Consider the following 12,078-nt stretch of genomic DNA (forward strand, 5'->3'; position numbering starts at 1 on the left):
GCTAACCTGTCCGGTCTTTGATCCTGAGGGGTCAGGCTATTCTGCTTTCGCGTGAATCCGGGATGCTCCCGGCGATCAGCCTCGGTTCGGGCAACACGTTGCGCCACTTGTCGAAATCGTCGCCAGGCATTGTAACCAGATGAGCGATGCCATTGATATCGACCACCACTTCGGCGGCTGGTGGAACATTCAGGAATTCCATGTGCTGGGTCGCGCAATAAGCCCCCACATCCATTATCATCAGGTGGTCACCCACCCCGACGGAATTGTCGACACTCACTTCACCCGGCAGGATGTAGTCGTTTCGCAGGATACTGCGGCCGCGGATCTTGCAGCTGGTGGCATTTTCGCTTTCGTTGATCTCACGGAAACCGGAATCCAGGAACACCGTGTTGTGTGCACGATTGCGCAGCTGCGCCGAAGGCATCAGCATGCGCGAACCATCTGTCACGACAATGCTGCCATTGCTATGGGTGACGATATTGCGTTTGACACCCGCGATCAGCACGCCTGTATCGGCCAATACGTCGCGCGCCGGTTCGAATAGGAAGTTCACTGTATCCGGAATACCCATTTCCGATGCCAGTTTTGCGATCTGCTGGAAATAGGTGCGCCAGTCGAAATGCTTTTCCTGCTCCCCCCATTTCTCATAGTCGAATCCATGGCCGCCTGCGAAGTTGATCGCCTTCGCATCGGGGAAATGGTCGAGGTAGATCTGGAAAATCTTCCGTACGATATCGACCATGTCGGTCAGCGAGTTTCCGCTGCCGCAATAGACCTCGAAGCACTCAAGTGTCCTGTCGTGGGCTTTTAGCATCTCGGACAGATCGGCCAGTTGCCCCACTTTGATGCCGGGCTTGTCGGAGTCCAGACTGTCGATACGCACGCTGATCGTGGGCGCGTTTTCATTCAGCGCAAAGTTGATTTCGTCGAGGCTAGCCAGGAAAGTCCGATAGCCCTTCTTGCACCAGAACCCGATCTCCTCGTTCGAGACATGGCCCGGCGAGACGATGAAATCGGAAAACCCGTGCCTGGTGGTGATATCGTATTCGTTCGGCATCTGAAGGAGAAGTCCTGCACCCTCAGCTTGAAGCGGCTTCAGGATATGCGGGTTCGCGTTGGGGAAGAAGGGGACATAGAGCGACACCCGGCCCTCCAGTCCCGCCGCCCGGATGCCGTCTTTCACGCGGTGAATGTTCTTGAGTAGCTGCGCCTCACTATACACGAAGACCGGTGTGCCGAGGGCTGAGCAGATCAACAGCAAATCCACGCCGGACACCCAATGGCCCGCAAGACGGGCGCTCTGACCGGGTTCGACGAATTTCTCGGGTGGGTTACGCAGGTTCATACGCTTTCTCCTTGTGGCAGTGACTCTTAACACTTTTTGGTTGAGTATCTCCAGTAAAATACACCGTAAATTGAAATTTTAAATAGATCTTTTGAAATAAAGGAGAGATTAAATAAGGTATTAGAAATTATATATAGAAATAAACTTAGCAACTTAAGATTATAAATAAATAATTATAATAATTATGAATTGAATCTTATGGAAGTTATCTCTTGGGTTGAAATTTCTATTTCCGGAGATCGCATCAATGCCTCTCCAATCAGGAATCCGCGAATACCTTCCCGGACTAATTTGGACACATCTTCCGGACCGCCAATTCCGCTTTCGCTGATCACGAGGCGATCAGGCCCGATCCTCCGGACCAGCCGGCTGGTGGTGCCCAGGTCGGCCTTGAAACTCGTCAGGTCGCGGTTGTTGATACCGATCAACCGCGCATTCATGGCGAGCGCGCGGTCGAGTTCGCCATCGTCGTGTATTTCGATCAGCACATGCAGACCGAGTTCTTCCGCGGCGGCTTCCAGCTCTCTTGCCTGGTCATCGTCGAGCATCGCCAGGATCAGCAGAATGCAGTCGGCCTGCATGGCGCGGGCTTCGGTCACCTGAATAGGGTCGATCACGAAGTCTTTCCGAAGCACCGGCAGTCCCGAGACCTCGCGCGCCAGCGCGACGAAGTCCCTGTGGCCCTGGAAAAATTTCGTATCGGTCAGAACCGACAGGCAGGCCGCACCGCCTTGAAGATAAGATCGGGCGATGCGGGACACATCGAAATCCGCCCGGATCAGACCTTTTGACGGGCTGGCTTTCTTGATTTCGCCGATCAGCGCCACCTCATCCGCGGCGTATTTCGCTGCGATGGCCCCGGTGAAGTCGCGGGGGGGCGGGAGGCTGCGGCTGACGGCCTCGAATTCGGTCAAGGCACCCGTCGCTTTCAGATTGGCCACTTCTTCGACTTTGTGGGCCTTGATCTTGTCCAGGATGCTCATTGCAGTTCCTCGTATTCGCGCTGCCGTTCTTCGCAGGTTGCCCGAGACGCGGTGACAACACTCCGCAGTACGCGTGCAGCATGTCCGCCATCGACCGAGGCCCGGGACCGGTCCAGAGCCTCGTGCCAGTCTGACGTGATGCCGGCAGCGATCAGGCCTCCCGCCGCATTTAAGAGGGCGATGTCGCGATAAGCGCCTGGCTCTCCGGCCAGAACCGCGCGCAGCGCGGCGGCATTCGTCCGGCTGTTGCCGCCTTTCAATGCGTCGAGCGGCGCACGCTCAATTCCGAGTTTTTCCGGCGTCAGGTCGAACATGACCACTTCGCCATCGGTAAGCATCGCAATATGGGTGGTGCCTGTGGTCGTGATCTCGTCCATCCCGTCTTCGCCGTGGACAACGAGCGCGCGGCTGGAACCGAGCGCCCGAAATGCCTGGGCCATCGGTTCCAGCAGGTCCCGGGAATAGACCCCGACCAGGTGACGGGTAACGCCCGCCGGGTTTAAGAGCGGACCGAGGATATTGAAGATTGTCCGCATGGCGAGGTCGATCCGCGCGGGCATCACATTCCTGAGCGCGGGGTGATGCGCGGGCGCGAACATGAACCCCATCCTGGCTTCGGCGAGACAATGCGCCACCCCTTCGGGCGTTTGTTCGAGCAGGACTCCGAGCTCCGTCAGGACATCGGCTGCACCGGTTTGCGACGACACGGCCCGGTTTCCATGCTTTGCCACCGGCACGCCAGCGCCGGCGACAATGAACGCGGCCGCCGTTGAAATGTTGTAGCTCCCGACGCCATCGCCACCGGTACCAACGATATCGACAGCGCCGGCGGGTGCGCGCACGCGCAACATTTTCGCGCGCATCGCCTGGACGGCGCCGACGATTTCCTCGATCGTCTCGCCGCGCATCCTCAGCCCCATCAGCAGGGCCCCGATTTGCGGGCCGCTCGCCTCGCCCGACACCATGAATGTGAACAGGTCGCGCGCCTCTTCGCGGGAAAAGGTCTCACCCGCCGCGAGGCGGTTCAAGAGCGCTTTAAGATCGAACATCTGCAGCTCCTTTCATGTGGATCCATTTGAATAGGGAGCATCCCCGGTGAGCGCCTGATCCCGTTCGAGCGCCACGTTCTCGCGCCGGAAGGGCGGCCGGTCGGACAGTCCCGTATCCAGAGTGCGGGCGAACAAATGTCCCGAGAAGACCGCTGCTGCGAGAGTTCCAGGAGCAAGGCAGTCACCGATCCTCACGACCCGGGGGGGCGAGATGTCCGGCTTGTATGCTGCAATACGAGTGGCGATATCGTGGTAAAGTCCGTCACGCGGCATCTGGCCGGTCACCAGCACGGCCGCATCGATCCCGATGCGGCGCCGCCGTCCGGTAAAACGGCAGGCAAGTTCAGCTTCTCCCTTGGCCAGGAGAGCGAGCTTGGTGGATACCGAGACTTCGGCACATGTCTCGATTATGCGTTTTTGCACGCGCGGTTGCTCGGTGGTGTTCACCGTCCATGCGGAAACAAGGCTTTCCGGCGTGACAAAGACAACCTCGCAGCCGGTGCCGGCGAGCAGTTCGGCTATGACGCCGCCCATATAGTAGTGATCGTCATCGTAAAGCACGACGCGGCCTTGCGGGCGCCGCCCGGCGAATATGTCGTCCGGTGTGAAAACAGGGACCGTACCGAGACCGGGCAGGGGGGCGGCATGGCCCCGCCCGGTTCCGTCCGTGCGCCAAACCGCGCCGGTTGCCACCGCGATCAGCGAGAAATCCGTGTCGAGCGCAATCTCCGCGGTAATGTCGTTGCGGGGCAGCAGCGTGACCTTGGGGTCTTTCCTGATCTGTCCCAATCGCCAATCCGCCACGCGGCGCCAGCTATGCAGCCCCGGAAGGGCCGCTTCCTGCAGCGCCCGACCGCCGAAATCCGGGCGGCGTTCAGCAACGAGGGTTTCATAGCCGCGGCGCCCCAGCCAGGTCGCCGCCTCCAGACCCGCCGGGCCGCCACCGATCACCAGCACCCTGTCTTCCGTGTCCTTGGCGGGAATATATTCAGGATGCCAGCCGCGGCGCCATTCTTCTCCCATGGTCGGATTTTGAGTGCAGCGCAACGGCACGGCCAATTTGTCGGAAGCCACACAGATGTTGCAGCCGATGCATTCGCGGATGTCGTCGAAGTCGCCGTCGCGGATCTTTCGGGGCAGGAAGGGGTCGGCGATGGACGGCCGGGCGGCGCCGATGAGATCCAGCGCACCGGAAGTGAGGAGGGTCAGCATCAGATCGGGCGATGTATAGCGTCCGACCCCGACGACGGGTTTACCTGTCACCGTCTTCACGAAGCGGACATAGCGGTCCTGGAAGCCTTCATCGCTGAAACGCGCGGTTTGGCCGTCATTGCTGAAATCTCCGATATTCACGTCCCACAGATCGGGGAGGTCGGCGAGCATTTCGACCACGTCGCGGCCTTCGTCTTCACAGCTGAGCCCATGTGTTCCAACCAGTTCCTCCACACTGAATCGCAGTGCCACGGCACAGCGGTCGCCGACCGCTTCCTTGGTGTCGAGGATCAGTTCGCGCAGCAGCCGGACCCGGTTTTCCAGGCTGCCGCCATATTCGTCCTTGCGTTGATTGGTGCGGCGCGAAAGGAAATGCACCGGCAACGTCATATCGTGCCCTGCGTAGATGTAGACGATGTCGAAGCCGGCGGTCTTCGCGTTGAGCGCTGCCGCGCGGTGCCATCGCCGAAAGTCGCGAATATCCTGCAGGTCCATTTCGCGGGCATGGACGGGGGCAATACCACGCGTGGCCACGGGCGACGGTGCGATAGGGATCGCGCGGGTTTCCAGATTGTGGACGTGGAAACCGTTATGGGCCAGTTCGATTCCCGCGAGCGCGTCCTGGGCGTGGATCTCTTCCACCGCGCGCCTCAAAATCGGCAGATCTTGCTGGTCCCAGAGCCGCAACTCTCGAGGATGGCAGCTTGAGTAATGGACATCGCATTGCTCGGTGCAGACCGCGCCCCAGCCGCCTTCGGCCTTTATGCCGCGCATGCGCGCCATGGCACTGGGGTGAAGGCGGTTCATCCCGTTGCAATGAGGCACCTGGTAGAACCTGTTCTTTATGGTTACCGGTCCGATTTTGAGCGGCGTGAAAAGCGGATCGAACCGCGATCCCGCGGCTTCGAGCCAGGCCGGTTGCTGTTTGGGGATCATGACCGCACGGGCGGGCGGGCGCCAAAAATCGCGCTGCCGACCCGTACATGAGTGGCGCCCTGCCCGATGGCTTGCGCGTAATCCCCGCTCATGCCCATCGAAAGCACACGAAGACCTTCGTCTTCGGAGATCTTGCGCAAAAGCGCGAAATCGCCGGACGGGTCCTCGCCGGCGGGCGGGATGCACATCAGACCGGCCAGATCGAGATCGAGCGTCTCGCGGCAAGCGCGGATAAACTCCGAAGCCTCCTCAGGCAGTACGCCGCTCTTTTGAGGTTCACGAGCCGTGTTGACCTGGATATAGACCTGCGGGCGCCGGCCTTGCTTGTCGCTTTCCCTGGCTATGGCAGTTGCTATGCTCGGCCGGTCGATGGACTGGATTACGTCGAACAATGCAACCGCATCGCGTGCCTTGTTCGACTGCAGGGGCCCGAGCAGGTGCAATTCCAGTCCGCGATTGCCTTCCAGCAGCGGCGGCCATTTGTTCTTGGCCTCCTGAACCCGGTTCTCACCAAAGACGCGATGGCCGAGGTCGATCGTGCTCTGGAGCCTGTCAGGCTCCACCGTTTTCGACGCGGCCACGAGAGTGACCGTTTGAGGGTCCCGGCCACTCTGATGCGAGGCGGTGCCGATGGTCGTCCGGACCCTTGCGAGGTTGTCCCGCAGATCGCAATGCACCGTATCCGTTTCCATCAGGCTGTCCCTTTCTCCGGTTTCAGACCGTTACGCCCGCTGGAGCGAATTCGAGTTGCCGGTTCTCGGGAGTAAGCAGGGTTTCCTCGGTGACGCTCAGGCCCAGCTCCGACGCCCGGTCCCTGAGCCGTGCGCACAGAGCGGTCACGTCCGCCATGGCGTCCTCGTGCAGGGCCTCGGCCACGATCAGCACCACGTCCGACCTGTCCCGAACCACTGAAGCCGCACCCTGGCGGTAGACCCAGCGGCGTGAATGCGCCTGACCCGCGGCGTCGGCAAAGACAATTTCTCCTGGAACGGGGTGTTCGCTCTCGCCCTTGAAGGTGGTGTGGACTTCATCTCCCACCGCGGCGCGTACCGTGATCCCGTCTGCGATGTGGGCGACGTCGAAGGCGGCGATGGGAATACCGGCATTCATGGATTCCGCATTCAGCACATCCACCAGAGGGTGGAATCGCGGCAACGCACCGTCCTTGCGGTACCGGCGCAACAGGGCCTCCGCGGCGCAGCGATACTGCGTGGGTTTGAATCCCATGGCTGCATAGGCCTGACGCCAGGCCTGAATCGACGGCCATTCGCTTTCGGGTGCGGTTCGCAGCCGCCCTGCGGTGTCTGCCAGCATTGCGTCGATGTCTACGGCTTCTTTTTTCGCGCCGGAAACGCCGCGCACCACTATCGCGGCCGCGCGAAGCGAAGGAAATTTCTCCCAGATTTCGTCTGCATGATGAAAAAACATCGCTTCCTCCGTCATACGCAAGCAGGAGCCGGAATGGCGTTCGGTGCCGGGCATTCGGGAACCGCCGCCGACCCCGAAAGAGTGCGGCTTGCGCGCCTATGGCAATCGACTGACGGAGCCTTGGCGGTTATGGGCAGGACGAGCGAATGTCGCAGCGCCGGTTTCGGGTCGGTTTTTGTCAGGGCCACAGCTTTTCCTCTTCAAATACTTGCTAGAGCCAAACGAAGTGCCAGTGCGACGAAAACGAGCGCGAAAATCGCGTTCATCGATTTCATCACCATGGGGTGGGAGATCACATGTCTGCGCATGGAAGAGGCGAAAACGCCGTAGCCTATGAAGACGGCAAAGGTCATCGCCATGAAGATCGTTCCCATTGCGAACATCTGGGTAACCGGCGCCACGGTGCCGGAGGGAATGAACTGGGGGAGGAAAGCCAAAAAAAAGATTGCCAGCTTGGGGTTGAGGATATTGATCAGGAAGCCCGTCACCGCAACCTTGGCCATTGAGTGCAATTTCTGCTCCGGCTGTACTTCCAGCACGCCATGGCTGCTCAAAATCATCCAGGCCATGTAGAGCAGGAAGACCGCGCCGGCATACTTGAACAGTTCGAAAGCGAACGTGCTGGTGTGCAGGAGCGCCGCGAGCCCGAGGATTGCCGCGGTCATGGCGGGGATAATCCCCAAGGTGCAGCCTGCGGCGGCCGCCACGCTGGGCGTTGCGCCCCGCGCCAGGCCGATGGCGATCGTGTAGACCACACCGGTTCCCGGAGCGACGACGACGACGATCGAGGTGATCAGAAATTCCAGCCACACTTCAGCACACACCGCAAGTAGCTGGAAAACCGGCCCCGCCGGCCGTTCGCCAGACCGCTGCGGTCCTGAGCCGCGGCAATATTTCCGCTGCCGCGTGGTCTACGGTCCGAGACATCTCAGGGCAAGCGCCGTACCAGGCTTTGCTTCGTAAAAATGTCGTCCCACCCGCTCCATGGAAAGGGGCGAATCCGGTCTCATCGGCGAGCCGGGTACCTGCTCGCACTGGAAACCGCGAGTTAAGGCCGGCGAAGGGTGAGGTATTCCAAAAACAGGAGGACAACGGAATGATCCCGGGCTCGATCTTTGCTCGGGAAAAGCACTAGCCTCAGACGCGGACGGCGTATTGAAGAATATTGCAACCGTCTTTCAGACAATGTCTTTGGTGAAGTGGCCCGGAGACAAACCATATTGGCGCACGAAGGCGCGTGTCATATGGCTCTGGTCAGCAAAACCGCTCGACACCGCGGCTTCGGCCAGGGGATGGCCGGCGCGGATCTTCCGACGGGCAAGGTTGACTCTGTACTGGATCAGGTAATTGTGGGGCGTCGTGCCGACTTCGGCCGAGAACCGGCGTAACAATTGGAACCTGCTGACACCTGCCGCGTCCGCGAGGTCGGCGAGGTTAAGCGCTCCGTCCGCTTCGGCGGCAATCTTGTCGAGGGCACAGCGAACTGCCCAGGAATAATCCGGTCGACCCGTCTTGCCGCGATGGACGGGTACCTTGCCGATCGCGGCCAGCGCGAGAATCAAGCACTCTTCCGCAAAGGCCTCCTCCTCGGTCGGCGAGGACAGGGCTGTAACCGCTTGTGCGATGGCGGCGCAGGTCTGCCGGTCGCTGAGCACGGGGTTTGTGAATTCCTGCCCTGAGCGGTCGGTCTCGGCGTATCGGCCGATGATCGCCAGATCGAGAAAGAGCATTTTCCACTGGCGGGGCGCGCCTTTGCGTCCAAGCCCGTCATGAACCTCGCCCGGGTTGACGGTGATAACATCCCCGGTGCTCGCCTCGACGTGACCGCGCCCGCTCCACGACTCGTGTCCTCCGGAGACCATGAAGCCGATCCCGTATTCATCGTGGGTGTGACGTGGAAAGCTGCGGTCGGAAATAATCGAGACCACATTTACGCCTGAAAGTTGCGAAGAAATTCTCTCGGCTCTATGCATGGTTGTTAGCATAGGCCCTTGTTCGCCTCTGTCCAGTGCTCTTGAAATGCCTTTCAGCGGCATCGTTTTCAAGCCCGTCGGTTCGAGCGTTGAGCGGTCGCCTTTCGCGATCGCAATTGGCTGACCGGCCGGACGGCGGCACTATATGCCGCGGAACTGTCCGGCGCCCGGCGCTATTTCTCAAGCAGGTCGCGGATTTCCGTCTCGGCGAGGAACTGCGGCCCGTTGCCGCGGATATAGTCGAGGACCGTGTCCAGGGCACGGTTGGGCTTCAGGTCGGCGCGGTGGAGCACGAACCAGTGGCGGACGATCGGCAGCCTGTCCGCCTTGATCATCCTGAGGCGCCCGGATTTCAGTTCCTCGACAATGCTATGGATCGAGATCAGCGCGATGCCGAGGCCGGCGATCACGGCCTGTTTGATGGATTCGTTGGACTCCATTTCCGTGAAGGTGAAGGGCTGCCCTTCACCGAGCTGGTCCAGGAACCGGATCGTCAGAATGCGTGTGCCGGATCCTTGTTCCCGCAAGATGAAATGTTCGGCCAGAATGTCGGCGGCCTGCGCGCGGGAACCCTGGGCCAGGGGGTGGTCCGGCTGGGCGATCAGGACATGCGGGTGGTCGCCCATGCTGTAGGCTACGACATCCGGCTGGCGCGGCGGCCGCCCCATGATCGCAAGATCGATCTTGCCGGCGGCAAGGTCTGAAACGGTCCGGTCGCGGTTACCCACCTGCAGAACGACTTCAATATCCGGAAAATCCTTCTTCAGGCGGGCAACGATAGAGGGTGCGAAATATTTGCCGGTGCTGACGACACCCAGCACGACCCGGCCCGCCATGCCGTTTTTCATGGCTTCGATCAGATCCACGGCCTTGGCGAGAGCGGATTGCGAGGTTTCGAAAGCTTGCAGAAGCGCCATGCCGGCAGCCGTTGCTTCAAAACCGCCGCTTCGGGTCCGGTTGACCAGAACACATTCGAATTGCTCCTCAAGAACCCTGAGCTGCGAATGAACGGCCGGTGGCGTCAGACCAAGCAGGTCGGCGGACTGGCTTATACTGCCAGTTTTTACAACGCCATCCAGGGCGCGTAACTGCTTGAAGGTGATTGCGTTTAGGTTGGTCATTCAATTAGATTTAATCTGCTTTCCAAACTTTTAAATTCTTTTAATATTCAAAATCGTGAAAATCAAGGCAACACCCAAGGACGGGAGGCCTTGATGACCCAGAAAAACTGTCTCATATCAGCTGAGCGCGTCCCAGCGCCTCTCTACCCCGCCATCGCAGCGATGTGCCGGGTCGCCGGCGACCTGTCGCGAACCATTGCCATGGGGCCGCTGGCCGGCGCGCTCGGCGCAAGCGTTGGAAGCAATATCGGCGGAGACACGCAAAAGGCGCTCGATGTCGAGGCCGACGATGCGTTTGCCGCGGCCCTGAAACGCACCGGCATCCGTTGGTACGCCTCCGAGGAGCAGGACGATCCCGTCGAAATCGATCCCGACGGAACGCTGGCGCTGGCGATAGATCCCCTCGACGGCTCATCCAATATCGACGTCAATGTCTCTATCGGCACGATCTTTTCGATGTTCGAGGCAAAACCGGAGGCCGAGGCGTCGTTCCTGCGCCCGGCTTCGGAGCAGATAGCTGCCGGCTATTTCATCTTCGGACCCCAGACAGCGCTGATCATGACCTTCGGCTCCGGCGTCCTGCACTATGTTCTCGATCCGGTGGAACGCGTCTTCACGCTGGTGAACGACCGTCTGATCATTTCGTCACAAGCCAGCGAGTTCGCCATCAACGCATCCAACTACCGGCACTGGTCGAAGCCGATCCGAGCCTATATCGACGATTGCCTGGCGGGTGACCAGGGACCGCGCGAGAAAAACTTCAACATGCGCTGGGTCGCCTCGCTGGTCGCTGAAACACACCGCATCCTGAGCCGGGGCGGGATCTTCCTGTATCCGGGCGACGGCCGGCCCGGCTATGAACGCGGCCGGTTGCGCATGGTCTACGAATGCGCTCCGATCGCCTTCCTGGTGGAACAGGCGGGTGGCCGGGCGACCACGGGCACCGACCGGATCCTGGACCAGACCGCCGGCAGTCTCCATGCCCGCATCCCTTTCGTCTTCGGCTCCACCGACAAGGTCGACCGGGTGGTCGCCTATCATGATCTGCCCGATCAGGAAGTCTCGGCCCTGTTCGGAACGCGCGGTCTGTTCCGCGCCTGACCCATGAACGCGCCTGACGGGCGCTGATACCGATTTTGAGGAAACGAAATGTCCAAGAAGCATCCGATCATCTCGGTGACCGGCTCCTCAGGTGCGGGCACCACGACGGTGAAGAGCACCTTCGACCAGATCTTCCGGCGCGAAGGCATCGTCCCCGTGTCGATCGAAGGCGACGCCTTTCACCGCTACGGCCGCGACGCCATGAAGGCGGAGCTGGAAGCGCGCAAGGCGGTTGGCGACGAGACCTTCAGCCACTTCAGCTATGAAGCAAACGAGCTGGAGAAGCTTGAAGAGGTTTTTCGCATCTACGGGGAAACCGGTGAGGGCGAAACCCGGCATTACATCCACGATGAGGACGAGGCGAAGCGCTACGGAGCGTCCCCGGGTACCTTCACCGGCTGGGCGCCGTTCGACAAGAGCTCGGATCTGCTCTTTTACGAAGGCCTGCATGGCGCCGTCGTCAACGACACGGTGAATCTCCCTTCCCTCGCGGATCTGAAGATCGGCGTGGTTCCGGTGACCAATCTGGAATGGATCCAGAAGATCCACCGTGACAAGGACCGCCGGGGATACACCACGGAAGCCGTCACGGACACGATCCTGCGGCGCATGCATGCCTATGTGCACTGCATCTGCCCGCAGTTCACGGAAACCGACATCAATTTCCAGCGCGTGCCTGTTGTCGATACGTCCAACCCGTTCATAGCCCGCTGGATTCCGACCCCCGACGAGAGCCTGGTGGTCATCCGCTTCAAGAACCCCCGTGGCATCGATTTTCCCTATCTGCGGTCAATGATCCACGACAGCTGGATGACCCGTGCGAACTCGATCGTCATTCCCGGCGGCAAGATGGATCTGGCGATGCAACTCATCTTCACGCCGATGATCCTGCGCCTTGTCCACGAATCCAGACGCGCTTGAGGAGAA

General features: G+C 60.3%; 11 protein-coding genes. 2 read left to right on the forward strand and 9 right to left on the reverse strand.

Translation table 11 applies throughout. The features are described from left to right. Positions 1-31: 31 nt before the first annotated feature. The 9 genes from CLV41_RS00425 to CLV41_RS00465 all read right to left on the reverse strand — a co-directional run bounded on the left by CLV41_RS00425 (position 32) and on the right by CLV41_RS00465 (position 10,050). Positions 32-1,348: a type III PLP-dependent enzyme domain-containing protein gene (locus CLV41_RS00425; protein ID WP_103220325.1), complete on the reverse strand. Its 1,317-nt coding sequence runs from the start codon at positions 1,346-1,348 to the stop codon at positions 32-34. 182 nt (positions 1,349-1,530) lie between these two features. Continuing rightward, entirely contained in the window at positions 1,531-2,331 is an 801-nt protein-coding gene (gene trpC, locus CLV41_RS00430; RefSeq protein ID WP_103220326.1) for an indole-3-glycerol phosphate synthase TrpC, read from the reverse strand. Continuing rightward, positions 2,328-3,380 (reverse strand): anthranilate phosphoribosyltransferase, encoded by a 1,053-nt coding sequence (gene trpD / locus CLV41_RS00435; RefSeq protein ID WP_103220327.1) that lies wholly within the window; start codon positions 3,378-3,380, stop codon positions 2,328-2,330. The genes trpC and trpD overlap by 4 nt, the downstream gene beginning before the upstream one ends. Positions 3,381-3,392: 12 nt before the next feature. Further along, on the reverse strand, positions 3,393-5,528 hold the full coding sequence (locus tag CLV41_RS00440; protein ID WP_103220328.1) for an oxidoreductase: 2,136 nt from the start codon (positions 5,526-5,528) through the stop codon (positions 3,393-3,395). After that, positions 5,525-6,220 (reverse strand): YggS family pyridoxal phosphate-dependent enzyme, encoded by a 696-nt coding sequence (locus tag CLV41_RS00445; RefSeq protein ID WP_103220329.1) that lies wholly within the window; start codon positions 6,218-6,220, stop codon positions 5,525-5,527. Before CLV41_RS00445 ends, CLV41_RS00440 begins: the two co-directional genes overlap by 4 nt. Before the next feature lie 22 nt (positions 6,221-6,242). Further along, positions 6,243-6,956, reverse strand: coding sequence for a B3/B4 domain-containing protein (locus CLV41_RS00450; RefSeq protein WP_208987216.1), 714 nt, complete (start codon positions 6,954-6,956; stop codon positions 6,243-6,245). 200 nt (positions 6,957-7,156) lie between these two features. After that, positions 7,157-7,768 (reverse strand): LysE family translocator, encoded by a 612-nt coding sequence (locus tag CLV41_RS00455; protein ID WP_103220330.1) that lies wholly within the window; start codon positions 7,766-7,768, stop codon positions 7,157-7,159. 366 nt (positions 7,769-8,134) lie between these two features. Continuing rightward, positions 8,135-8,884 (reverse strand): AraC family transcriptional regulator, encoded by a 750-nt coding sequence (locus CLV41_RS00460; protein ID WP_170107076.1) that lies wholly within the window; start codon positions 8,882-8,884, stop codon positions 8,135-8,137. 218 nt (positions 8,885-9,102) lie between these two features. Then, entirely contained in the window at positions 9,103-10,050 is a 948-nt protein-coding gene (locus CLV41_RS00465; protein WP_103220332.1) for a LysR family transcriptional regulator, read from the reverse strand. Between the two features lie 93 nt (positions 10,051-10,143). On the opposite strand from CLV41_RS00465, the gene CLV41_RS00470 reads away from it, so the two are divergent. After that, positions 10,144-11,151, forward strand: coding sequence for a class 1 fructose-bisphosphatase (locus tag CLV41_RS00470; RefSeq protein WP_103220333.1), 1,008 nt, complete (start codon positions 10,144-10,146; stop codon positions 11,149-11,151). A 48-nt stretch (positions 11,152-11,199) separates the two neighbouring features. Further along, on the forward strand, positions 11,200-12,072 hold the full coding sequence (locus CLV41_RS00475) for a phosphoribulokinase (protein WP_103220334.1): 873 nt from the start codon (positions 11,200-11,202) through the stop codon (positions 12,070-12,072). Positions 12,073-12,078 lie beyond the last annotated feature (6 nt).

The organism is Roseibium marinum (genome assembly GCF_002906165.1).
Classification (GTDB): domain Bacteria; phylum Pseudomonadota; class Alphaproteobacteria; order Rhizobiales; family Stappiaceae; genus Roseibium; species Roseibium marinum.